This is a genomic window from Gluconobacter sp. DsW_056, from assembly GCF_002153595.1.
In the GTDB taxonomy this organism is placed as follows: Bacteria; Pseudomonadota; Alphaproteobacteria; order Acetobacterales; family Acetobacteraceae; genus Gluconobacter; species Gluconobacter albidus.
Genome location: NZ_JOPF01000007.1, coordinates 1 through 25,179 on the forward strand (window position 1 = coordinate 1; position 25,179 = coordinate 25,179).

15 protein-coding genes are annotated in these 25,179 nt (G+C 59.9%); 10 read left to right on the forward strand and 5 right to left on the reverse strand.

The window, feature by feature from the left end:
* Positions 1 to 668 precede the first annotated feature (668 nt).
* The 5 genes from HK22_RS05760 (at position 669) to HK22_RS05780 (ending at position 14,098) form a co-directional block, all read left to right on the forward strand.
* Complete coding sequence (locus tag HK22_RS05760; protein ID WP_086648640.1) at positions 669 to 3,728, forward strand: TonB-dependent siderophore receptor; 3,060 nt, start codon at positions 669 to 671, stop codon at positions 3,726 to 3,728.
* Between the two features lie 126 nt (positions 3,729 to 3,854).
* Positions 3,855 to 7,085 (forward strand): GH92 family glycosyl hydrolase, encoded by a 3,231-nt coding sequence (locus HK22_RS05765; protein ID WP_233142435.1) that lies wholly within the window; start codon positions 3,855 to 3,857, stop codon positions 7,083 to 7,085.
* Positions 7,086 to 7,114: 29 nt separating this feature from the next.
* Complete coding sequence (locus tag HK22_RS05770; protein ID WP_086648642.1) at positions 7,115 to 9,424, forward strand: GH92 family glycosyl hydrolase; 2,310 nt, start codon at positions 7,115 to 7,117, stop codon at positions 9,422 to 9,424.
* A 238-nt stretch (positions 9,425 to 9,662) separates the two neighbouring features.
* Positions 9,663 to 12,053: a TonB-dependent receptor gene (locus HK22_RS05775; protein WP_233142437.1), complete on the forward strand. Its 2,391-nt coding sequence runs from the start codon at positions 9,663 to 9,665 to the stop codon at positions 12,051 to 12,053.
* Between the two features lie 29 nt (positions 12,054 to 12,082).
* Complete coding sequence (locus tag HK22_RS05780) at positions 12,083 to 14,098, forward strand: phosphocholine-specific phospholipase C (protein ID WP_086648643.1); 2,016 nt, start codon at positions 12,083 to 12,085, stop codon at positions 14,096 to 14,098.
* A 22-nt stretch (positions 14,099 to 14,120) separates the two neighbouring features.
* On the opposite strand, the gene HK22_RS05785 is transcribed toward HK22_RS05780, so the two are convergent.
* From HK22_RS05785 to HK22_RS05805, 5 genes are all read right to left on the reverse strand, one after another.
* On the reverse strand, positions 14,121 to 14,516 hold the full coding sequence (locus tag HK22_RS05785) for a cupin domain-containing protein (RefSeq protein ID WP_086648707.1): 396 nt from the start codon (positions 14,514 to 14,516) through the stop codon (positions 14,121 to 14,123).
* A gap of 199 nt (positions 14,517 to 14,715) precedes the next feature.
* Positions 14,716 to 15,462 carry an SDR family oxidoreductase gene (locus HK22_RS05790; RefSeq protein WP_086648644.1) on the reverse strand — a complete coding sequence of 249 codons (747 nt, stop codon included), beginning with the start codon at positions 15,460 to 15,462 and terminating at the stop codon, positions 14,716 to 14,718.
* An 18-nt stretch (positions 15,463 to 15,480) separates the two neighbouring features.
* Positions 15,481 to 16,263, reverse strand: a complete 783-nt coding sequence (locus tag HK22_RS05795) for a class I SAM-dependent methyltransferase (protein ID WP_062027890.1) — start codon at positions 16,261 to 16,263, stop codon at positions 15,481 to 15,483.
* Between the two features lie 120 nt (positions 16,264 to 16,383).
* Positions 16,384 to 17,280 (reverse strand): LysR family transcriptional regulator, encoded by an 897-nt coding sequence (locus HK22_RS05800; RefSeq protein WP_062108164.1) that lies wholly within the window; start codon positions 17,278 to 17,280, stop codon positions 16,384 to 16,386.
* Positions 17,281 to 17,791: 511 nt separating this feature from the next.
* Entirely contained in the window at positions 17,792 to 18,682 is an 891-nt protein-coding gene (locus HK22_RS05805; RefSeq protein WP_086648645.1) for a LysR substrate-binding domain-containing protein, read from the reverse strand.
* 267 nt (positions 18,683 to 18,949) lie between these two features.
* On the opposite strand from HK22_RS05805, the gene HK22_RS05810 reads away from it, so the two are divergent.
* The 5 genes from HK22_RS05810 to HK22_RS05830 are packed head-to-tail and all read left to right on the forward strand — an operon-like array spanning position 18,950 to position 25,166.
* Positions 18,950 to 21,448: a TonB-dependent siderophore receptor gene (locus HK22_RS05810; protein ID WP_062027899.1), complete on the forward strand. Its 2,499-nt coding sequence runs from the start codon at positions 18,950 to 18,952 to the stop codon at positions 21,446 to 21,448.
* A 51-nt stretch (positions 21,449 to 21,499) separates the two neighbouring features.
* The gene (locus tag HK22_RS05815; protein WP_086648646.1) at positions 21,500 to 22,741 is read left to right on the forward strand and encodes an MFS transporter; all 1,242 of its coding nucleotides are present in this window, start codon (positions 21,500 to 21,502) and stop codon (positions 22,739 to 22,741) included.
* Entirely contained in the window at positions 22,738 to 23,379 is a 642-nt protein-coding gene (pxpB, locus tag HK22_RS05820) for a 5-oxoprolinase subunit PxpB (protein ID WP_062108170.1), read from the forward strand. Before HK22_RS05815 ends, pxpB begins: the two co-directional genes overlap by 4 nt.
* On the forward strand, positions 23,376 to 24,347 hold the full coding sequence (locus tag HK22_RS05825) for a biotin-dependent carboxyltransferase family protein (RefSeq protein WP_086648647.1): 972 nt from the start codon (positions 23,376 to 23,378) through the stop codon (positions 24,345 to 24,347). The genes pxpB and HK22_RS05825 overlap by 4 nt, the downstream gene beginning before the upstream one ends.
* Positions 24,348 to 24,401: 54 nt before the next feature.
* Complete coding sequence (locus tag HK22_RS05830; RefSeq protein ID WP_086648648.1) at positions 24,402 to 25,166, forward strand: LamB/YcsF family protein; 765 nt, start codon at positions 24,402 to 24,404, stop codon at positions 25,164 to 25,166.
* Positions 25,167 to 25,179: the final 13 nt, after the last annotated feature.

Here is a 25,179-nt window from a genome sequence, read left to right on the forward strand (position 1 = left end):
ACATTGGGGTCAAACCCCATCAGCAGCGGCCCCACAACGGTCGATCCCGTCATCGCAAGGACATGCTGACCGCCGAGGAGGATCGTCTGCCCCACGCCCGGATGTTCGTCAGGCGCGATCATGTCCGTCCGTTGTGCCCGACGCCAAACCGGAAGCCAGCGTTCACCCATGCTCAATGTCCTCCGTTCGCACGGATCTGAGCACGGAGCCGGGCCACATGGGCCTCCAGATCCGTCCATTCGGAACCGGCTTTACGATTTCCACCTGAAAGCTGCAACGACACGGATGACAGAGCCCACGCCTCCACAGCCGATTTGGGAATACGCGCGCATCGTCATCAATCCTGCCGCGAAATTATCATTCCATTAAAACAACAACCAAATACATGAACAAAGGTTGAACAAAATTAAAATACAATACCCCACTTCGAAATTATAAATTTCCATAATTTCGGTAATAACTTCCGTTTCATTTCGTAACAAATGACCAGAGTCAGGTTTTCATGCAACACAACGATATTAAATTTATATTTAATACGTTTTGGCCCGACTCTCCAGTTCTTCAGTCAATAAAGCCAAGCTATCAGATCATTATGTTATTTTTACGGAATGACATCACCCGGTAACGAATCCCCAAGTTTTCTCTCCCAGCGTGAGGATTGTGTTTCTATGAAAGCCAGATCAGCACCACGTCGAAACATCATGCTTTTCGCCTTTTCCGCGCTGACCGGGGCCGCTGTAACAGCACCCACCGGCTCGGCGCAGGCCCAGGCCGTCAGCGCCTCACAAGACAGCACTGCCGTTCCGAAACAGACCAAGCCCCAAAGCCGCACTGCCACGGGAAAAGCCTCGGCAACCACATCATCCCGCAAGGCCACGCTGCAAAAAGCCGCCGCAACAGGCGTCAATTCAACCCGTGCGGAAAGTGTTGTCGTCACGGGAACGCTGTTCCACGACAAGAACCTGAGCAGCGCGTCCCCGATCGAACAGATCACGGCCAAACAGCTCCAGCAACGCGGCATCAAGACCGTGACCGATGCTCTCCAGCTTCTGTCATCCAACGGTTCTGGCAACCTGACCAACGCTTTCTCTGCAAATGGCGCCTTCGCGGGCGGCGCGTCTGCCCCCTCTCTTCGCGGCCTCCAGACCTCCGCAACACTCGTGATGATGGACGGCATGCGCCTGTCCTATTATCCCGCAGGCGATGATGGCGCGCGCAACTTCGTTGATACGAACTGGATGCCGGCGTCTCTGGTGCAGACCATCGACGTGCAGCAGGATGGCGGCTCCGCACTGTACGGCGCTGACGCCGTAGCCGGCGTCATTAACATGATCACGCGCGAACAGATCAAGGGCTTCGAAGGCAACGCCGAAGGCGGCCTCAATCAGGGCGGCTATGGCGGCCACCAGCGGCTCTACGCCAATTACGGCGTAGGCGATCTGGAGAAGGACGGCTACAATTTCTATGTCAATTCGGAATACCAGTCCGATGACATGATCACCAACAGCCAGATCGGCTATCCCTACAACACCAGCAACCTGACAGGCATCGGTGGCGGCAACGCGGATGGAAACATCCTCGGCTCGGACGGCACATTCAGCAATGCCGTCACGCAGACCACAGGCGTCGTGGCCAAGGCCGTCGACAGCAGCGGAAAATCCCTCAGTGGCTATCAGTTACTCAATCCGACCTCGGGCTGCAACGGTCTGTCTGGAGCGCATTCGGGCTATGTAACCGGCACGCCAACAGGGTCCGTCAGCAGCCTGTGCCAGCAGGACACAGTCTCGAAATACAGCGTGATCTCACCGTATGACCGCCGTGTGGAAGCCACCGCGCATCTCACGGTCAAGCTCGGCCCGCGCGCCAAGCTCGTCAGCATGTTCACCTACTCCCAGAACCTGTCCTCCTACAGCGGCACACCCAGCGCGTTTTATGCCAACACACAATCACAGCTCGGAACGAGCAAAGGCGTGCTCGCCCCGGCCTATCTGCCGGACGGTTCGCTGAACCCGAACAACCCCTATGCATCCCTCAACGAAAGCGCACAGCTTTACGGACGCTTCATCGACCCCACGGAAGTCACGCAGTTCTCACAGAACTACCGCGGATCCATGCATCTGACAGGCTGGGAACCCTCAAGCTGGGGCGGTGACTGGAACTATGATTCCAGCATGGTCGGCATGAATACCGATCTTTCGACAAAATACGGCAACTACATCAATATCGGCGATCTCAATAATGCGATCGAGAACGGCACCTATAATTTCGTCGACCAGAGCGCCAATTCCACGGCAGCAAAGAACGCCATCGCGCCGACAGAAATCGTCCATTCCAAGACAGAAGAATATTCCTGGCAGGCCTCCGTCACCAAAGGGCTCGTCCGACTGCCCGGCGGCATGCTGAACCTCGCGATCGGAACAAACGTCCGCTACGAAGGCTTCAGCGCCCCTAACGCCAACCCGGTCGACACCACTGACGTCAACAACCAGTACGAAAGCATCAACCCGTTCAGCGCGATCGGCCATCGTTACGTCTATTCGGGCTATTTCGAACTGAACGCGCCCATCGTGAAAATGCTGAACGCCGACTTCCAGGGACGTTACGACTCCTATTCTACGGGTTTCAGCCATTTTTCTCCAAAAATCGGCGCCACCTTCAAGCCGAGCAAAGAGTTCATGCTCCGTGGCACCTGGTCGCAGGGCTTTCAGGTTCCGAGTTTCTATGAAACCAACGGCACCACCATTGGCTATACGTCCTACGGCCCGTCGAACCTGACCTGGATCAACCAGCATCTGGATTCCAACGGCAGCAAGGACAGCTACGCACAGGCCTATAGTCTCGGCGGCCAGAGCGTCGGCAACCCGAACCTCAAGCCCATGACAAACAACACCTTCACGGGTGGCCCGGTCTTTCACCCCTTCCCGTGGATGACGTTCAGCGCGGAATACTGGTACATCCGCGAGAAGAACGTCATCGTCTCCAACCCGACCCCGGCAGCAACCGTGGCGGCAGCCTACGAGGCCATGAACACCAACCAGACGGTCATGATCGACGGCAACACCGTGGTCCCGGACATTGCGGACCCGCTGCATCCTGACGCACCCCGCCGTGCAGGCATCATTGAATCGTCTTACATCAACGCCAACAGCATGATGACCGACGGCGTTGACCTCAACCTGTCGATCACCCATCGCCTGCCCGGCCCGCTGAAGATGATCAACTGGTACAGCAACGGCCATGCAACATGGGTCCACCGCTTCAACCAGACCATCCCCGGCGTAGGCGTCGAACGTTTTGCCGGAACCGAAGGCCCGTGGAACACGACCTCAGCCTCGGGAACGCCCCGCTGGCGCGCCAACTGGCAGAACACCTTCACCTGGAACAAACTCTCGACGACTTTCACGGTTTATTACACCAGCGGCTATCACGGCACGGCAGAAGACAATGACGGCCCGGGCACGGCCGGAAACTGCAACTACGCCCTCTATCAGGATGTCAGCAGCTTCTATCCGTCCCAGTGCAATGTCCGCCATTTCTGGGATCTCGACATGACCGTGAACTACCAGTTCAACAAACAGTGGGCCGGCTACGTCAACATCTACAATCTGGCCGGTTTCAAGGCGCCATATGATTTTGGCACCTATGGGTCCTATCTTTACAACTCATCCTGGGCGCAGAGTGGTGCCCTGGGGCGGGCCTTCCGCTTCGGAGTTACGGCAACACTGTAAGGCGTGATGCACCACACAATCAGGCGCTCCTCTTCGCGCACGGCATTCCTCATGGCGATGATCGCCATGGGGGTGCCCCGAGCCTTTCCGGCACCCCCCGCGCCCTCCGGCAGAACGGAGGCGCCTGTGCCATTCACCCTCCAGCCGGGCTCCGGCCCGGACTGGAGCCTGACCAGTGCAGACGGCCCCACGAAAGACGAAGTTCTAACGGCCCGTGCCGGAAGCGGCCTGACCAACCTCCGAACCCTTCGCCTCGACACCACTGCAACAGACCTGCGGACGGTCATCGCAAAACCCGGTTCCGCCTTTCGCATCGCCCGACAGTCGCACCTCACCTACACCATCTTCCCTGTCGCCGACCCGCTCTCCCTGACGGACGACGCCACATACACCAGCCTCGACATCCTGTTCACCGATGGCACCCGCGCCTCCACACTCGGCGCCCATGATCTTTCCGGCGCCGACCTGACAGCACAGGGTCAGGGCGCAGGACGCGCACTCTACCCCAACCAGTGGACGCTCGTGGACGTGCCTCTCGGCAACATCGCCGCGGGCCGGACTGTTGCAGCCCTCGAACTGACGTCCCACGCGCCAAATAGCACAACACGCCGCGTGTATCTTGATGCAGCCTTCATCACCAATATCCCGGATCAAACCAGCCTGACGCCCGCCGACCTCGTGGACACGCGGCGCGGCACCAATGCGAACGGCCATTATTCGCGCGGAAACAACTTCCCCGCCGTGGCCGTGCCGCACGGGTTCAACTTCTGGACACCCGTGACGCGGGGCAATTCCAACTGGCTTTACCAGTATCAGGAACGCAACGGCCCCGATAACCATTCGCGCCTCGAAGCCCTGTCCCTCAGCCACGAACCCAGCCCGTGGATGGGCGATCATGATACCTTCCAGATCATTCCAGCCCTCGGCCCAGACACGCCTTCCGCAGACCGGACCGCACGCGCCATCGGCTTCACGCACGACCACGAAACCGCCTTGTCCTACCGCTATGCCGTCACACTGGATAACGGAATCGCGGCAGACATGTCCCCGACCGACCACGCGGCCATCCTGCGCTTCCGCTATCCCGGCGGCACAACGCGCGGACAGATCGTGTTCGACAACATTACCAATCAGGGCCGTCTGAAAATCGCTCCGGACGGACGCAGTGCAGACGGCTACACGGATGTCGCCAGCGACCTCTCCACCGGCGCAAGCCGGATGTATGTCCATCTCGAATTTGATCGCCCCGCCGTCGCACAAGGCCGCCTGACCGGCCAGAAACGCGACGATGTGCAAGTCTGGGCCGCGTTCGACACCACAGCCAACCCCACGGTCACGGTCCGGATTGCAACCTCGCTCATCAGTCTCGATCAGGCGCGACACAATCTTGCGCTCGAACTGCCACACGGCGCCACACTGGAAACAGTCGCACAGGCCGCAAAAGCCGCCTGGAACAGCAGGCTGAACCGCATCCAGATCCCCGGCGCACCTCCGGATGAGCAGCGCACGCTCTACGGCAACCTCTACCGCCTCTATCTCTATCCCAACAACGCGGCTGAAAATGTCGGCACAATGGAGGCACCGCATCTGCGACATGCCAGCCCGTTCCAGCCGAGACAGCACCCCGACGGCCCAACGCAGACCGGCGCTCCGGTTGTGGACGGCCCGCTCTACGTCAATAACGGTTTCTGGGACACATACCGCACGGCATGGCCCGCCTATGCACTGCTGACACCCGAAGAAGACGGTCAGTTGATCGACGGTTTCGTCCAGCAATACCGCGAAGGCGGCTGGATCGCGCGCTGGTCCTCGCCCGGCTATGCCGACCTCATGACCGGAACAAGTGCAGACGTCGCCTTCGCGGACGCCTACGCCAAACATGTCCGCAACTTCGATGCCGCGGCCTTCTATCGCGCAGGCCTGAAGGACGCGACCGTCATGCCTGACAATCCGGGCGTGGGCCGCAAGGGCCTCAACCGTTCCATGTTCAGAGGCTACACCGACACCGATACGGACGAAGCCCTGTCATGGTCCAATGCCGCCACGCTCAATGATTTTGCTCTGGGTGAAATGGCGGCCTCCCTGTCCGCCTCCACGCCCGATGCGACAAAAGCCGATTACGCGGCGGAAAGCTGGTATCTGCACAACCGGGCCCTGAACTACGTCCATCTGTTTGACCGGGATGTCGGGTTTTTCGTCGGCCGCCGCCCGGACGGACAGTGGAGAGCCACGAAAGAACAGTTCGATCCGCTCGCCTGGGGTGGCGACTATACCGAGACAAACGCCTGGACCATGGCCTTCGACCCCGTTCAGGACGGGCAGGGACTTGCCAGCCTCTACGGCGGACGCGACGGACTGGCGCGCAAGCTGGACGCCTATTTCGCAACGCCCGGCGTCTATCACACCGGCGCCTATGGCGGCGTAATCCACGAAATGCGGGAAATGCACGACATCCGCATGGGCCAGTACAGCCACAGCAACCAGCCCGCACATCATATCCTCTATCTGTACGACACCGCCGGCCAACCCTGGAAAGCGCAGGACAAAATCCGCGACGTCATGAACCGGCTGTATCGCGGCACGGCGATCGGCCAGGGCTATCCGGGCGATGAGGATAATGGCGAAATGTCGGCCTGGTGGATCTTCAGCGCGGCGGGGTTCTATCCGCTGCGCATGGGCACACCGACCTACGCCATCGGCGCGCCGCGCTTCGAGACCATGCGGCTGACGCTCGGAAAAGGACATGTCCTGACAGTCCGGGCGCCCGGTATCAGCGACCGCAACCGCTTCGTCCAGTCCGTCAGCCTGAACGGCAAACCGCTCACGCGCTGGTGGCTGGGCCATGACGACATCGCGGATGGAGGCGACCTGCTGTTCCGCATGGGGCCGCATCCGTCGCACTGGGGAACCGCGCCAGAAGCGTCGCTGCCCTCCCTGACCCCGGCCGGACACAGCCCTGACCCCGCGGTCGATCTGGCCGATATCGTCGGGGCAACCCATACCGGACCGGACGCGCTGTTCGATAATGACGCTCTGACCTCCGCTTCCCTCAAAGGCGCAGATGTCATGGTCACACTCCCCGCCGCAGCTTCCGCGCTGGCCTATACGCTCACCTCCACCGACATGCCCGGCCATGCCCCGTCCGCATGGGACGTACTGGCTTCGGATGACGGAAAGACATGGCAGAAAATCGACCATCGCGAGAACGAAACATTCCCCTGGAAACACCAGACACGCCCGTTCCTTCTACCCGACCATACGCCGCACAGACTGTATCGCTGGCATGTGCTCCAGCCCGCTTCTGCCGAGGCCGGAGAGTTTGAACTGCTGGGCCACGCTCACCCCCCGTCCCCCTGACCGTTTATTTCCCGGAGTCCCAAGCCCTTATGTCGCTTTCCACACTCGCCCGAAGCCTTCTGGCCGCAACCCTCCTGTCCGGAACGGCTTTCCTGCCCGTCCATGCCCAGACCACACCGCAGCAGCCCCCAAAGCCGGACGCCTCTCCCGCCTCTGCTGTAGATCCGCGCATCGGAACCGGAGGCGCCGGACATACCTATCCCGGCGCCACCATGCCATTCGGAATGATCCAGCTCTCCCCCGATACCGCGATGACGGATTTCCATCACGCCTACGCCTGGGCGGCGGGCTATCAGTATGACGATCCGACGATCCTGGGCTTCTCGCACACCCATTTCTCGGGCGCAGGCCATTCCGATCTCGGCGACGTTCTGATGATGCCGATTACGGGCGACGTACGACTGGAGCCTGGCGACGCCGCCGTGCCGGAAAGCGGATACCGCTCCCGCTTCCGCCACGCCACGGAAGTGGAAACTCCGGGCTATTACGCCGTCACGCTCGACGACTATAAAATCCGCGCCGAACTGAGCGCCTCCCGCCGTGTCGGATGGCACCGCTATACGTTCCCTAAAGGCAAACCCGCCCATCTGCTGCTGGACCTGCGACCCAGCATCTACGACTATCCGGGCAAGGTTCTGTGGGCGCGCCTGCATGTTGCCACCGATGGCACGGTCTCGGGCTGCCGGACCACGCGGGGCTGGGCGCCGGGGCGGACCCTGTGTTTTGCCATGCGTTTTTCAAAACCCATGACGGAACGCACACTGTATAACCGCGAAACGAAAGTGGCCTATCGCGGCTTCGGCGGCCCCGGGAACCACCCTGTCGATCATGAGGCCCAGAATGGCCGCGAACTGGAAGGCGTGTTCGATTTCGGACGCCTGAAAGAGCCGCTCCTCGTCAAAACATCCATCTCCCCGGTCAGCGAGGAAAACGCCGTCGCCAATCTCGACAGCGAAGGACAGGGCTGGGATTTCGATGCACAGCACAACAAGGCCCTGGGCGCATGGAACAAGGCCCTGTCAGTCATCGACATGCAGGGCACGGCGGAGCAGCGGACGCAGTTCTATACCGCGCTCTATCACGTCATGCTGGCCCCCACGCTCAGCATGGATGCCAACGGCGACTTCACCGGCCCGGACTATCAGCGCCACCGCGCGGATGGGTTCGAGTTCTACTCCACATGGTCAATGTGGGACGTCTACCGCGCGCAACAGCCGCTTCTGGCCATCCTGCGCCCCGATATGAGCTCACATTTCATCCGCTCGCTCATCGCATCCCAGCAGACCAGCCCGTTCGGCCTGCTGCCGGTCTGGGCGTATCAGGGCCTCGAGACCTGGTGCATGATCGGCTATCACGCCGTACCGGTCATTGCGGATGCGTATCTGGCGGGCGTGCGCGGCTTTGATGCCGAAGCCGCGCTCAAGGGCATGATCCGCAGCGCGACCTACGGACCCTACGGCGATCTGACCGACTACATGAAAATCGGCTACGTCCCGATCGACAAGGAGCCCGAGGGCGCTTCCAAGACACTGGAATACGCCTATGACGACTGGGCACTGGCCCGCATGGCGCGCGCGATGGGCAAAACCGACGTGGCGCGCACGTTCGAAAAGCGCTCCGACAACTGGCGGAAAGTCTGGGACCCCGAAACGCGCTTCATGCGCGCCCGCACATCCTCAGGCGCGTTCCACACGCCCTTTACCCCCGCCGCGGCCGCTTATGGAAGCGACTATACCGAAGGCAATGCCTGGCAGTATTCGTGGTATGTGCCGCAGAATATTCCGGGCCTGATCAAGGTCCTGGGCGGCCGCGAAAAATTCACGTCACGGATCGACGAACTGTTCGACACGAAGGTCGATCCCGCGATTTTCAAGAACGTCGAGGATATCAGCGGTCTGATCGGCTGGTACGCACATGGCAACGAACCCGACCATCATGTCGCCTATCTCTACGACTACGCAGGTGCCCCGTGGAAAACGCAGCAGCGCCTGACACAGATCATGCAGACGCAATACGCCCTGCGCCCCGACGGTCTGGCGGGCAATGACGATCTGGGCCAGATGTCCGCATGGTATCTGTTCACGGCCATGGGTTTCTACCCTGTCGCTCCGGCCAGTCAGGAATATGCAATCGGCCGGCCCTTCGTCTCCCGTGCCACCATGCATCTGGGCAACGGACATGATTTTACGGTCACAGCCGACAATCTGGACGACGCTCATCCCTATGTCGGCCAGATGACGCTCAACGGTCAGCCTTTAAGCACCCCGTTCCTGCATCAACAGGACGTTCTCGCAGGCGGCGAACTGCACTTCGTCATGCAGGCCCAGCCACCGGCATAACGTCTGATAAAAGGGAAGACCCGCAGTAACACGCGGCCTTCCCGACCGGAACCTGAAGCAGAACTATACTCCGCATTAAAGGACGAGAACCTATTCTGAAAAATTATTTACTTCTTCATAATATTTATGAAACATATTTGTCATGAAACTATTACACGACATCACAGATACGCGAACATAATGTTCGCCGCGTTATCACCGCCCAGATTTTATCTTCTTGATGCCGGGAAAACGCGAAATGAAAAAGAATGGTGTCCTGCTCACCACCTGTCTGAGTTCGTTGGTCTTCTACAGCGCCCATGCGGCTCCAGTCCCTGCAAAAACACCCTCCCACGGAGACGATGCCCAGCACAGGACACCCCGGCCAGCCCCCCAGAAGGCTGCCGCCAGAAAAAGCAGCACACCGGACGCTGCCATTTCCAACAAATCAGAATCCATCGTCGTTCTCGGCTCGGGCGCCTCGCGCGAAACCCAGACCCTTTCGCATCTGGCGCTACAGGAAGTCGCCCCCGGCACCAGCCCGCTGAAAACGCTCTCGAAACTCCCTGGCGTCATGTTCACGTCTTCAGACCCGCTGGGCGCTTACGAATGGTCGCAGCAGATCATTATTCGTGGCTTCGACCAGAGCCGTCTCGGCTTTACGATGGATGGCATCCCGCTCGGCAACCTCGCCTATGGCAACGATAACGGTCTGTCGATCGGCCGCGCCCTGCAGACCGAAAACAACGGCCCCGCAACACTCGCCCAGGGTGCAGGATCAGTCGGTGTTGCCGCCTCGAACGACCTCGGCGGCGCACTCGAATTCACGTCCATCGACCCCACCACCAAATATGGCGTGGACGTCGCCGGAACGGTTGGATCCTACGGCACATGGCGCACATTCGCCCGCGTCAATTCCGGCACGCTGCCGGGCGGCGGACGACTGTACGTCTCATACGATTATCAGGACGCCAACAAATGGAAAGGCGACGGCATCCAGCAGCAACAGCAGGCAAACGCCAAGTTCATCCAGCCGCTGGGGGAGAAGGTCAAGCTGACCCTGTTCGGCGATTACAGCCAGCGCGCGGAAAATGATTATCAGGATCTGTCCCTGCAGCTGATCCACACCCGCGGCTACAATGTCGATAACGTCACCAACGACTACGGACTGGCCAAGCAGATCGCCCGGGCCTACCAGAACGGCACGGCCTTCCCGCAGGGCATCACCAATCAGGACCAGTCCTATTACAACTCCGCCGGCCTGCGTCAGGACGCGCTGGGCTACGGACGATTGGACTTCGATATTACCAGCCGCCTCAAAGGCTACGCCACGGTCTACGGCCATACCAATACCGGCGAAGGCATTTACGCCACACCCTACGAACCCACGCCTGACTCACTGGGTGGCTCGCCCATTTCGGTACGAACCACCGAATATGACATCCACCGCGAAGGCTTTATCGGCGGCCTGACCTACAAAATCGCTCATCACACGATCGACGGCGGCTTCTGGTTCGAAAACAACGACTTTGAACAGGCACGCCGTTTTTATCCGCTGAGCGAAAGCGGCTATACCGGCAGTTCAGTTCACTGGTTCCGCAACAATCCGTTCGCCACGCAGTGGCAGAGCGCGTTCAATACCAAGACATACCAGTTCCACCTTCAGGACACCTGGCAGATCACTCCGGCCTTCAAGCTGAATTACGGCTTCAAGTCGCTGGTCGTCGACAATCACGCCCGCCAGCTTGAAGGCAATTACATGGGCACGCCGGTCGCCAACACCTATGCCGGAGGGTCCATCACATCAGCCAACGGCTTCCTGCCGCAGCTTGGCGGCAATTACCGCATCAATCGTCACAACGAAATCTTCGCCGATTTCGCCCGTAACATGGCGGCCTTCGACAATTCCACAACCGGCGCCACCAGCCCGTTCGCCATGACAACCGCAGCGTATGCAGCGGCCAAGAATTCGCTGCATCCTGAAATGTCCTACAGCGAAGAAATCGGCTACCGCTATCACGACCACCGCATTCAGGCGTCCCTGACCGGCTATTACATTGAATTCGAAAACCGCCTTGCCTCCATCTCGCCTGTGTCCAGCGGCACGAACGTTCAGGGCTATGCCAGCATCCTGAGCAATGTCGGCGGTGTCACGGCACGCGGCATCGACGCTGCCTTCAACTACCATTTCACCGATAACTGGTCGATTTACGCCTCCTACGCCTACAACCAGTCCACCTATGACGACAACCTGACGACCGGCGGCGTGACATACGCCACCAAAGGCAAGAGCGTTGTCGCCATGCCGCGCAATCTGGCCAACGTACAGCTCAGCTACGACGACGGCTCGATCTGGGGCAATGTCGGCATGCAGTATCAGGGCCGCAGAACCTACACCTACACGAACGACCAGTGGATCAAACCGAACGACATCTTCAACCTGAATGTCGGCTATCGCTTCCACAGCCATAACTGGGTGCTGCATGGTCTGGATGCCCAGATCAACGTCACCAACCTGTTCGACAAACGCTATGTCGCCACCGTCGGCAGCACGGGCTTTGCCGTCAGCGACCCGACCGGAAGCCTGCAGACCCTTCAGGCCGGTGCCCCCCGCATGGTGTTCTTTACCCTGCGCAAGCACTTCTTCTGATCGCTGACCTCTTCACGGATGACGCCCTGATGCCACGTTCCCCCAGCCGTCGACAGTTTCTCCGGTTCGGCTCCGCCATCGCGGCGGCAGCCCTCCTGCCCGAGAACCTGAAGCGTGCTCTCGCCATCGCGCCGCATACCGTCACAGGCACGATCCAGGACGTGGAACATGTCGTCATCCTGATGCAGGAAAACCGGTCTTTCGATCATTATTTCGGCTGCCTTCAGGGGGTGCGCGGCTACGCAGACCCCCGCGCCGAACGCCTGCCGGACGGCAGCAGCGTCTTTGCCCAACCTGACGGAAAGGGAGGCACCGTCCTCCCGTTCCTGTTCAACACAGCCCACACCTCCAGCGCCTGCCTCGCCAGTCTCGATCACAGCTGGAAAGGCACCCAGGCCGCATGGAACGACTGGAACACATGGATCTCCCACAAGGGGCCCATGACCATGGGTCATTTCACCCGCGCTGAAATTCCCTATTATTACGCCCTCGCCGACGCTTTTACGATCTGCGACGCCTATCACGCCTCCCTTTTCGGCCCGACCAATCCCAACCGTCTCTTCCTGTTTTCCGGAACGAGCGGTCTGGCCGTTAGCCATTCCGGCAAACAGGCCGTCGAGAATGTGGATGACGGGAACTGGTCGGCCGACATGGCCCATGACCACCCCGATTTCACGCCGTTCCGCTGGGACACCTATCCAGAAAAACTTCAGGACGCGGGTGTCTCCTGGCGCGTCTATCAGGAATACGACAATTTCGGCGACAACCCGCTGGCGTCCTTCGCACAGTTTCGCAACCTCGACCCGGCATCCTGGCAGTATCGCAGGGCGCGTCAGATCGTGCCCGGCTCCACCGAAGCCGACATGCACACAACCGAAGGCCGCTATCTTGTGGCCGAATTCGAACGCGACATCTCGGAAGGACGCCTGCCTCAGGTCTCATGGATCGTCCCGCCCACAGCCCTGAGCGAACACCCCAACGCCCCACCCGGCTACGGCGAACACCTCATTTCCCAGCTCATGGACGTCTTCGTCCGCCATCCCGACGTCTGGTCACGCACCGTCTTCATCCTCAATTACGATGAAAATGACGGGTTTTTCGACCACGTCCCCGCCCCGGTCCCCGCACTGACACCTGAGCAGGGCGGCGGGACGGTTTCAACACAGGGAGAGTCCTATCACGATGTTCCGGTCGGACTCGGCCCGCGCGTCCCCGCCATCATCGTCTCGCCCTGGACAAAAGGCGGCTGGGTCAATTCGCAGGTGTTCGACCACACCTCCGTTCTGCGCTTTCTTGAAGAGCGGTTTGGCGTTAAATGCCCGAACATCACGCCGTGGCGTCGCAGCGTATGCGGCGACCTGACATCCGTGTTCGATTTTGTCCAGACAGACCGGACATGGACCGCAAGCCTCCCAAACACGGACGACTATCTCCCCGAAACGCGACGCTCCTGCGTGCTTCCCCATCCGGTCGTCCCGACAGTCCAGAAACTGCCCCGACAGGAAACTGGACAACGCCCGGCCCGCGCCCTGCCCTATCATTTACAGGCCGATTTCCTCGCCCCCGAAACCCTCAGACTGACCAATACGGGCCTACAGGGCACCGTCTTCCGGGTCCGTTCCAACGGCACCACCCGACATTACACCCTCGATGCCCGCACCAGCCTGTCCGTTCCGGCAAACCCTTCCGATCAGAATCCCGTCACGGTTCACGGCCCCAACGGCTTTTATCGCGCCCTGCGCGGACAGGAGCTTCCCGAAGCCACACTCCAGTACGATCCGCAGCGTGACGTCCTGCTGCTGTCGCTTCGTAACGGGACGCCCAGGCTCCAGAACTTCCACATCACGGAAAAACACAGCGCCAGAGATCGCACAATTTCCCTGCAGCCCGACGAAACCCTGACGACCCCCTGGGCCATTGCCCCGGCTTCATACTGGTACGATCTGCTCATCCAGTCCGCCGAACGGCCCCACACAACCCTGCAGCTGGCGGGGCACATCGAAAATGGCCAGCCGAGCCTGACAGAGCCTCACGCGAAGCCATAGCATCTGACCACCTGGCGGAAACTCAACCGCGATACTGGTTCTCGGAAACCTGCTCCAGCCAGTCCACCGGAGAGCCATCCTGCTTTTCCTGAATGGCAATATGGCTCATCGCCGTGGTGGCCGTGGCGCCATGCCAGTGCTTTTCATCAGGCGCGAACCAGACGGTATCACCCGGACGTATTTCTTCAACCGGTCCACCTTCGCGCTGCACCCAGCCACAGCCAGCAGTCACGATCAGCGTCTGCCCGAGCGGATGGGTGTGCCATGCAGTCCGCGCTCCCGGCTCAAAAGTGACAAGTGCCGTCGTCACCCGCGCCGGTTCAGGAGGATTGAAAAGCGGGTCAATCCGCACCGTCCCTGTAAACCAGTCAGACGGTCCCTTCACGGAAGGCTGAGATCCAATGCGCGTAATTTCCATGACCGATACTCCTGTATATGCCGCAAAACCGTTGAGTTCTGTTTTTTTCATGAAGGCTGCCGCATCATTGCGCGCGCTCAACCCGGACATTACGATATATTTTCGTAATGAATTTTTCTGGCTGCCGCGCAGGACATAGGGGGCGCCTTTTACGCGCCTGTCTGTTTCAGCCATCGCGGCAGACCTGCTCCGGAATGCGTCAGACCTGCTGTTTGGTCGGACGGAAAAGAATTTCGTTGATGTCCACATCTTCGGGCTGACTGATCGCAAAAGCCACACACCGGGCAAAAGACTCAGCACTGATCGCAATACCGGGTACGAAATTCCGAAGCTGTTCCGCAGTCGCTTCGTCATGAATGCCGTCGAGCAGTTCCGATTGCACAGCGCCCGGAGAAATAACGGTCGTACGCAGATTGTAGGGCTTCACTTCCCCCCGCAGCCCTTCGGAGAGCGCCCGCACGGCAAATTTCGTGGCGGAATACACGGCACTGTTTTCAAGAACGCGATGGCCAGCAACCGAAGACACATTGATGATATGGCCGCTTTTTTTCGCCTTCATATGCGGCAGAGCTGCGGCAATTCCATACAGAACACCTTTGATATTCACATCAATCATCAGGTCCCACTCATCGACGCGCAGATTTTCCAGCGGTGAGAGAGGCATGACACCCGCATTATTGAGCAGAACGTCAATCCGGCCATAGGTCCTGACAGCAGTATCGACAAGGTTCTGAACCGAAGCGCGGTCCGTCACATCAGTTTCGACTGCAAGCGCCGTTCCACCCTTGGCGGTAATCTCTTCCGCAAGGGCCCTGATCCGGTCTTCACGGCGTGCGCCCAGCATTACAGTCGCACCCTGCTCCGCAAGACGCAGGGCAGCCTGCGCTCCCAGACCGCTGCTCGCACCCGTAATGACAACAATCTTGCTGGCAATAGCCTTGTTCATGATCCGGCTCCGTCTTGATCAGTGTGCAATTTTTTCAAATTTGAGGACAAAATTATCCCCCTCGCCTATGGCCGCATATTTGGCGTGGTCCCTGTCCTTGAGGGCAAAGGTCGGCGGCAGCGTCCACACACCTTTGGGCCAGTTGGCCGTATCCTTTGGATTGGCGTTGATTTCCGATGATCCAACCAGCCTGAAACCCGCTTTTTCAATCAGCCCAATGGCGTAAGACTGGCGGACATATCCGTCCTTCGCGCTGGGGTCCTGCGGAGCCGTCGTATGACCCCGATGGTCTTCGACGCCAAAAATCCCGCCCGGCTTCAGAACCCGATGAATGGCCGCAAGCATCTGCGGGGCATTCCCCGCTTCCATCCAGTTGTGAAGATTGCGGAACGTCAGCACCAGATCCGCACTGTCAGCCGGCGCGAAGTCGAGATGCCCCGCATCAAACTGCGTAGTTCTGAAACTTCCCTCAAGCGCGGGATGCGCCGCCAGCATTTTGCTGAATGCCGAGCCCGCCTTGTCCTCCGGCCCAAGAGCCAGCGTATAGGTGCCTTTATCATGCAGATACGGGCCAAGGATCTGTGTCCAGTACCCTCCGCCCGGCCAGATCTCGACAACATTCGCATCCGGCCGCAGTCCGAAAAACTGCAATTCCTCCAGAGGATGCCGCACCGGATCACGCGCCACGAACCGCTCGTCCCGGCTTGTGGACTGGATCGCCTGATTCAGATCAGCCGCCCTCAGCGCCGGGCCTGACGCAAGCATAGTGAGCGCACAGATGACAGGATAAACCGCTTTCATGATCTCTTCCCTCGTCGCTGCGTGAAATGCCCGACATATGTTCATGTAGGGTCTCATTGCCCGCACGATTAGCCCCTCAAAACTGCATAAAGTCTTCGGCTTTGCTCATGAATGCGAAACTCAGCCGCCCCCATGCCGTATTTCTTCAACAAACAGTGAGAACGGCATCGTATTCTGATGATGGTGCGGGAAGCAGAGGTGATATCCGGTCCAATACGGGCACCAGTCTTCCAGCACCTGAACCAGACGTCCTTCAGCGACATATTTTTCCGCGACCATTTCCGGTAAATGCGCCAGCCCCAGCCCGTCCAGACAGGCATCGCGAATGGAAAAAACGTTGTTGAAAATCAACGGCCCATCAACACGGACCCTGACATCGCGCCCGTCTTTCTCAAATTCCCAAGCATAGATTCCGCCATGCGTCGGCAGGCGGATCGTAATACAGGAATGCTTCAGAAGATCAGGCGGGACCTTGGGTTTCGGGTTTTGCTTGAAATAGGACTTTGACCCTACGACCACAAAACGGATATCCGGCGTCAGCGGAACCGACGCCATTTCTTTTGTCACCTGCTCTCCCAGACGGACGGCCGCGTCAAAACGTTCCGATACGATATCAATCAGCCTGAGATCAGCATTGATTTCGATTTTCACATCAGGATATTTTTTCAGAAAGGCCTCGATCTTCGGACGCAGGATATAGGCCGTGATGTCATCCGTCGCAGTGATGCGGATCATACCGCTTGGCGTGCCTCGCAACTGCCCCAGTGAGGCAAGCTGCACCTCGATCTGATCAAAATGCGGACCAATATTGCGCAACAGATACTCGCCCGCAGTCGTTGGCGTCACGCTGCGTGTCGTCCGGGTCAGAAGGCGCAGGCCAAGGCGCTCCTCCAGAAGCCGGATCGTATGACTCAGCGCCGACTGCGACACGCCCAACTTCGCGGCGGCGCGCGTAAAACTCTTCTCACGGGCCACGGCCAGAAACGCGAGCAGGTCATTCAAGTTCTCGCGCGACATCTATGAGCGTTCCTCATCAAAATTCTCACATTATTTTAGGCAGCACACGACCAGCCGTCCAGACACTCCCTCAATGCGCCGCAGACCCTGTCGTCTTCCCGAAACGGATCGCACAGCATAATGACACTGATAATCTTTCAGAAATTCATCATCATATTTGGAATATACCATCTAGTTTCATGAATCATTTTTTGAGAGAGAAGATGAAGCTTACTGCGACGCGGATTGCAGACATGAATATATGAGCGCAGCGATCGTATCTGGTTGCAACACCTCGCCAGCTTTTCAGTTCTGCAAACGACAACCTGATCCGGGTGCGGTCACGGCCTCTGTCCCCAATGACTTCTTCTGTCTCGTCGGGGAAATCTACCCGCAGCACGTCTGTGCTTTTAAAATCACGATCTGACCCGCTATCAGATGCAGGCGAACAGGCTGACCGTGACCCTTATACATGGCATGCAGCTTTGATTTCAGGGCGCCTTTTTTCCGTATGATTGGCGGAGAAGCCCTCTCAGGATTTCCGGGAGGCAGACGGAGTATGATTCCCGGACACCTCGTCCAGATAACGAATCAGAGCGTCCCGCCCTTCCGACACGCGGCCACGCAACGTCATGACCCCCACTTCGCGTGTAATACCCGTTTCCCCCAGAGGCAGCACGCGAATGTTCGGAACAACACTGACTGCCCCAATCTGGGGCATGATCGTACAGCCCATATTGTTGGCGACCATCTGGAGGATCGTATGCAGGTCCTCGGTCTCGATGACCTGACGCGGAGACAGGCCCTGCATTTTCAGGAAACGGTCCAGAGTGCGCCCTCCAAAGGAGCGGCTGTCATACCGGATAAAGGGCTGCGTCTCCAGAATCTGGCGCCAGTCCTCATTCTCCAGGGGCGCAGGCACCACCATGACATAATCCTGACTAACCACAGGATGCCACTGCATATACGGCATCAGCCCGAATGGTGGTCGCACGATCACCGCAGCATCCAGCTCCCCGGCATCCAGCCGCTCCAGAAGCCCCATTGAAAGCCCCGGAACGATCCGGATTTTCAGGTCCGGAAATTCCACATGCAGCCTCGTCACGGCCGGAGCCAGCAGGCTGGTCTGAACGGTGGAAATAGCCCCGATCCGCAAAAGCGCGGTTTCGGGCCTGCCACGCGTCGCACTGCGAAGCGCATCGAAAGACGACAGCAGGTCCTCGACCTGACAGAGTATGGCCCGCCCCGCCGCCGTCAGCATCACGGACCGCCCCGAGCGTTCAAAGAGCCCGTAGCCCAGTTCGTCTTCCAGTCGGCGGATCTGGGCACTGATAGCCGACTGGGTCAGCCCGATGGTTTTTGCAGCTGCGGCAAAACTTTCCATCTGCGCGGCGACAACGAATGTGCGGAGTTCGGAGATCACAGGCGAAGGATCATAAATATTCTTCCTTTAGATCATCATCAGACATTTTATTTTGAGATTCAACAACTAAAGTGTACGAAACCCTGTCCCGACACAGCCAGTTTCCCAAGCCTGAAACAGGGTTTTTCAGTACGCAACGGAGGGAAACCGACTCCGTTCTCTGAGGGAAACATTTTAATTGCAGGATCGTTATATGTATGATTTGTTCATGAAAAGCACATAACACCAGCCGCCCTTCGAGACCCGGAGGACATTGAGGAAATGCCCATGCACAAGTGTTTTGGTCCCAAGGCTTTCTTGATGTGCGGCGCAGCCCTCAGCACAATCGTATCACTCAGCCCGGCTGCACTGGGCGCGACGACGCGGGCCAGAACGCCAGTACATTCCTCCCCCGCCAAGAGCCGCAAACAGATCACGGCGCGCCCGGCCGCAAAGCCCCCCCAGGCGCCCACACGCCATTCAATCGTTTCGAAATCCGCTCCTGAAGAAATGCGCGTTACCGGCACGGCAACCACCGGCCAGTCCGTGATGAACACCTCGACGCCGGTTCACAGCACCACACAGGTCACAGTCGTTTCGGGCGCGCAGCTTCTGGCCACCGGCCAGACAAATGTCATGCAGGCACTGGCTCAGGCATCGGCATCCATCACGTCCCCACCCCAGTCCGGCGTCGGAAACAGCGGCTTTATCCAGACCATGCAGCTTCGCGGCCAGTCCGCCGACGATACGCTCATCCTCGTCAACGGACACCGCCGCCATATCGGTGCGAATTTCAACGCCAATGCCGGCCCCAACTGGGGCACCGAACCCACCGACATCTCCCTGATCCCGATTTCGGCAATCGACCACATCGAGGTCATTACCGAAGGTGCCACCGCACTCTACGGTCAGGACGCTCTGGCAGGTGCGGTCAACATCGTCCTCAAGCAGCGCACGCATGGCGGCTCCATCAATTTCCAGAACAGTGGTTTTTACGCCGGTGACGGGCAGGCGCTGAACGGTTACGCGGATTGGGCCACAGCACTTGGCAAAAACGGCGGCTATCTCGACCTGGCGGCGCAGGTTACCCACCAGCTTCCCACCAACCGCAGCGGCCTTTTCGTGGGACAGCTGTATCCGGTCGGCGATTCCCGCAACGAAACAGCCAGCCGCGATGTGCAGCGCGGCCTCGGTATTCCGAAATCAACGCTGGAAACCATCAGCGAAAACATGGCGATCCCGCTGAACGAAAACCTCAGCCTCTACAGCACTTCGACTTTCAGCCACCGCAAGGCTCATGTGGCCGAAACCTACCGCAGTGCCGGAAACAGCCTGACCAACATCAATCTCTGGCCCAATGGCGCACAGCCCTATATCGGCATGGACCAGTACGACTTCGAAACAGACAACGGCATCAAGGCGCATAAATTCGGCTTCGCCTGGGACGCTTACGTCAATTACGGCCGTGACGATCAGGCCTATTCCACCCTCGACAGCAACAACATGTCTCTCGGCGATGCCAGCCCGCGCGATTTTTATGACGGCAAAACCATCACTTCAGAGCTTTCGACCGGCCTGCGCGGCTCACGCTTCTTCAACACGTCATGGCTGCCAAAGCCGATTGCCCTGCGCTTTGGCGGCGAATATCGCCGTGACACCTTCCAGATGACCGAAGGCGAAGAAGCCTCATGGGTCGGCCTCGGCGCAACCGACCACGCCGGCAACGTCCCGCTCGCCGTCACCAACCGTGGACGCGACATCTATGACGGCAACGTCAACCTCGATTTTTACGTCACGAAAAAATGGGAATGGTCCCTCGGCGGTCGTGCCACGAGCTACAACCATCTCGCCACCGTCACGACCGGCTCGATCGGAACGCGCTACAACTTCAACAAACACTGGGCCATCCGCGCCAGCATCAACACAGGTTATCGCCCGCCAACACTGGGCCAGACCTATTATTTCTATAACGCCCCCTTCGCCAACTACGCCGTGGACCAGCTTCCCAACAGCAGCGCCGCCGCAAAGGCGCTCGGCGCAGGTCACATCAAGGGTGAATATTCCCGCAACTACAGCATCGGCATCGACGCCACGCCCCTCAAGGACTGGAACGTCACCGCAAACCTGTATTACATCGCGATCAATGACCGTCTGGCCAGCACCACGACCCTCGGCGGCGCAGGTGTGGCCGACATTCTCGAGGCTTCAGGCCTGAACAACGTCACCTACGCCTCCTATTACACAAACCCCGTCAACACCCAGACCTACGGCGGTGACATCGACACCAACTACACCCTGCACACGAAACGCGCCGGCACGTTCCGCTTCGACTTCACATTCAACTACTCCGACAACGAAATCCGCAGCCGCAACAAGACCCCTGCCGTCCTGTCAAACATGGGCCTGTCCACGTTCAACACCTATGCCGAAGAAATGCTTCTGCACTCCGCGCCAAAGAACCGCGAAAACCTCACGGTCAACTGGAATTACGGCAAGTGGAACGTCATGGTGCAGGAACAGCGCTACGGCTCCATCATCTTCCTCGCCAGCCCCACGGCGGCCCCGATGGAACAGCGCCCGGCTTTCCTGACCAACATGTCCGTCAGCTACAAGATCCTGCCGAAATGGAGCGTCACGGTAGGCGCGAACAACCTGGGCAACAAATACCCGACCCGCGTCCCCAAGGCGACCGCAGCACCGCTCTTCAACGAATACAAATATGCCTACTATTCGCCTTACGGCTTCAACGGCGGCATGTACTATGTCCAGACCGGCCTGACTTTCTAAGATTTTTCCAAAGACAGACCGACTGAGATCCACCGGAAAGAGGCGCATTTCTTGCAGACAGTTCCAGAAGATCGCCGGCCTTTCCGGTTCGTCATATACGCCCTCACCATCACCATGTGCGTGATCTGCTACGGAGACCGGGCCGCCCTGTCCGTGGGCATGCCCCAGATCGCCCATGAATTTGCCCTCACACCGGGGGAGACGGGCTGGGTCCTCTCCAGCTTCCTCTGGTCCTATTTCATCCTGAACCTGCCCAGCGCGATCCTTCTGGACCGCTTCGGCGTGCGGATCATCGGTGCGGCCGCCGTAGCCCTGTGGTCGCTCGCCATGATCCTCGGCAGCCTGACCGCCACCGTCCCGGCCTTCATCGCCACCCGCATCCTGCTGGGCGTCGGAGAAGCCCCCACCTTCGCACTCGGCAACAAGGTCGTCCGGGCCTGGGCGCCGCTACACGAACGTGGGCTTATGATGACCGCCTTCATCTGCGGCATCCCCATCGGGCTGGCCTGCGGTGCCGCCTCGGGCGGGTGGCTGATTGCCCATTACGGCTGGCGCCCGGCATTTTCGTTGCTCGGCGCGCTGGGGCTGGTCTGGTCCGTGGTCTGGCTCCTGACCCACCCGCGCCCCGCACGCGGCACACAGGCCACGTCCTTTTCCCTGATCTCGGTGCCGACCCTGTTCCGCTCCTCGGCTTTCTGGGGCATCGTGATCGCGCAGTGCTGCGCCAATTATGCCAACTTCCTGCTGATGTCCTGGCTGCCGATCATCATGCGCCAGACCCTGCATCTCGGCACCGAACAGTCCGGAGCCTATACGGCCTACTGCTATGTCGGCGCGGCCATCCTCTCGATCACGGCTGGAAAAATCGGCGAAACGCTCGTTCGCGGATCAAACCTTTCTCTGGGAGGGCGCCGAAAGGTCGTGTGCCTGTACCTCGTTCTGGCCTCTTCCATGGGGTTTCTGCCGCTCTGCGGAACGGCCGCGACCATCATTCCGCTCCTCGCCGTCTCCATGGCCTTCATGGCAGGCGGAACGGGGGCCAACATGGCCCTCCTGGCGGACCTGCTTGTGGAAGACGAAATCCTCGGCTCCGTGACCGGCCTGACCCTGACCTTCTCCAACGGCCTCGGCATTCTGGCCCCGGTCATGACGGGATATCTGCTTCAGGCCACCGGCAATTTCCACGGCGTTTTCTACATCACAGGCATCATCATCCTGTGCGGCGCGCTGGCCGCTGCCCTCCTTCCCCGGCGGCCGTTCCATGGCCGCACCCAGCCGGATCAGACTGCATGACCCGTATTCACATGGCAGGCGCGGGCGGCCTCCTGCTGGACGCCGCCGACGGCCCGTTCAGCGACACGACACAGCGGCGCATCTGGGCCACCAGCCGCGAACTGAACACCCGGCCAGACGTCCTCCAGACAATCCCCGGCGTCAACAACCTTCTCGTCACGTTCGACGCCGTACAGACTGACCCTTCCGCCATGGAAGAGCTTCTCCGGACCGTCTGGACACAGGCCTCTGCCGAAGAGGTGCCGTCCCGCGAGATCGTGGTGCCGGTCGTCTATGGCGGGGCATTCGGCGAAGATCTGGCGCTCGTCGCCCGCTTCGCCAACCTGACGGAAGAGGAAACCATCGACGCCCACATGGCCGGTCGCTACAGCGTCGCCGCCATCGGCGCCATGGCAGGTTTCGTGTACCTGACCGGACTGGACCCGCGTCTGGCCATCCCCCGCCGCGACTCCCCGCGTCTGCGGGTGGAGGAAGGGGCTGTGGTCATCGGCGGCGGCCACGCAGGCATGATGCCCTGCACCTCGCCGTCGGGCTGGCATATCCTCGGCCGGACGGATCTGTGCCTGTTCGACGCCTTCCGTCCCGAGCCCGGCCTGCTGCGCCTGGGCGACACCGTCCGTTTTGTGAGGGCCTCATGATCGAAATCCTGACCGGCTCCTCCCTCAACACCATTCAGGATTTCGGCCGTCCTCACGCCATGGCCATGGGCGTGGCGCAGGGCGGCGCCATGGACCGTCTGGCCCTGAGCCACGGCAACCTGCTTCTCGACAATCCGGTGGATGCTGCCGGGATTGAGATCGTATTTTTCCCCTTCCGCGTGCGCTTTCACGCCGAGACGTCCTTTGCCGTCACCGGTGCCGCCTGCCCCGCCACGCTGGACGACCTGAAACTCCCGCGCGACTGGGCCATCACCGCCAGACCCGGCCAGATCCTGACCCTTCGCGCGCCGGAACAGGGCGCCCGCGCCTATCTGACATTCCGGGGCGGTCTGGACGTGCCCCCGGTTCTGGGCGCGCGTTCGACGGATCTCAAAGGCGGCTTCGGCGGCCTTGAGGGGCGCGCCCTGCAGAAAGGCGACCGCCTCTCCTGCCTCGCAGCCTCCACACTGCGCATGCCCGCCGCAGGCTACGGTCTCACGCGTCCCTGCCCGCTTCCCCCCGCAGACCGCACCCGGATCCGCGTCCTGCCCGCAGCCGAACACGACGTCTTCACGCCCGAAAGCCTGCAAACCTTCCACTCCGCAGCCTGGACCCTGACCCCCAGCGCAAACCGCATGGGCTATCGGCTCGAAGGGCAGAACGTTCTGAAACTCTCACGGCCGCTCAGCCTGTTTTCCCACGGCATCCTTCCCGGAACCGTTCAGGTGCCGCCCGCGGGCCAGCCGATCATCCAGATGATGGATGCCAATACCTGCGGCGGCTATCCCAAGATCGCCACCGTCATTGCGCCGGACCTGCGCCTGCTGTCCCAGACAGTCGTCGGCACACCTGTCCATTTCGAAACCATCACGCGCGATGACGCGGTGCAGATCATCCGGCGGGAAGCTGCGGAGTTGAGTCGGCTTGCTGCCGAAATCGCCACACTCCGCACACAGCTCGTTTTCTGATGCCCCATCCTGTTTTCACGGCCCTGTTTTTCCATGTCCGGGAGTTCTGACACCATGACCGCCAAAACCATCGACCTGAACGCCGATCTGGGCGAGAGCTTCGGCCATTACACAATGGGCAATGACAGCGCGATGCTGGACATCGTGACCTCCGCCAACGTCGCCTGCGGCTTTCACGGCGGCGACCCGGAAGTCATGGCCGAGACCTTCCGCATCGCACGCGAAAAAGGCGTGTCCGTCGGCTCCCATCCCGGCTTCCCGGACCTGTGGGGCTTCGGACGCCGCGTCATGCCCTTCACACCCGCCCAGATCGAACGGATCGTGGCCTACCAGATGGGCGCGGCCCAGGCCCTCGCCACCTATTCCGGCCACCGTATGACCTACATGAAAACCCATGGCGCGCTGGGCAACCTGACCGAACGCGATCCCGCCGTTGCCGAAGCCATCGTCAATGCGGTCAAGGCTGTTGATCCGAACCTCCCCATCATGGCCATCGCCCTGAGCCATCTGGACCGCATCGGACGCGAGCGGGGCCTGACCGTGTTCTCGGAAATCTTCGCGGACCGCGCCTATACGGAAGACGGGCATCTCGTCTCGCGCAAGGAGCCGGGAGCGGTCCTGCATGATGCCGAATTCGCGGCCGCCCGCGCCGTGCGTATGGTGCAGGTCGGCGCCATCGAAACCATCTCCGGAAAAATGCTGCCGACCCGCATTGATACGATCTGCGTGCATGGGGACAACGCGGAATCCGTGGATGTCGCCCGCAAGGTCCGCGCGGGCTTCGAAGCCGCGGGCATCACTTTGCGCGCCCTGACCTGAAGCAGACCGGAAA

Bases quoted from the DNA above. Each gene is read 5' to 3' on its own strand.
- HK22_RS05800 (WP_062108164.1), bottom strand. From the start codon at position 17,280: ATGTCGCGCGAGAACTTGAATGACCTGCTCGCGTTTCTGGCCGTGGCC.
- HK22_RS05810 (WP_062027899.1), top strand. From the start codon at position 18,950: ATGCACAAGTGTTTTGGTCCCAAGGCTTTCTTGATGTGCGGCGCAGCC.
- HK22_RS05760 (WP_086648640.1), top strand. From the start codon at position 669: ATGAAAGCCAGATCAGCACCACGTCGAAACATCATGCTTTTCGCCTTT.
- HK22_RS05775 (WP_233142437.1), top strand. From the start codon at position 9,663: ATGAAAAAGAATGGTGTCCTGCTCACCACCTGTCTGAGTTCGTTGGTC.
- pxpB (WP_062108170.1), top strand. From the start codon at position 22,738: ATGACCCGTATTCACATGGCAGGCGCGGGCGGCCTCCTGCTGGACGCC.
- HK22_RS05790 (WP_086648644.1), bottom strand. From the start codon at position 15,462: ATGAACAAGGCTATTGCCAGCAAGATTGTTGTCATTACGGGTGCGAGC.
- HK22_RS05785 (WP_086648707.1), bottom strand. From the start codon at position 14,516: ATGGAAATTACGCGCATTGGATCTCAGCCTTCCGTGAAGGGACCGTCT.
- HK22_RS05825 (WP_086648647.1), top strand. From the start codon at position 23,376: ATGATCGAAATCCTGACCGGCTCCTCCCTCAACACCATTCAGGATTTC.
- HK22_RS05780 (WP_086648643.1), top strand. From the start codon at position 12,083: ATGCCACGTTCCCCCAGCCGTCGACAGTTTCTCCGGTTCGGCTCCGCC.
- HK22_RS05795 (WP_062027890.1), bottom strand. From the start codon at position 16,263: ATGAAAGCGGTTTATCCTGTCATCTGTGCGCTCACTATGCTTGCGTCA.
- HK22_RS05770 (WP_086648642.1), top strand. From the start codon at position 7,115: ATGTCGCTTTCCACACTCGCCCGAAGCCTTCTGGCCGCAACCCTCCTG.
- HK22_RS05830 (WP_086648648.1), top strand. From the start codon at position 24,402: ATGACCGCCAAAACCATCGACCTGAACGCCGATCTGGGCGAGAGCTTC.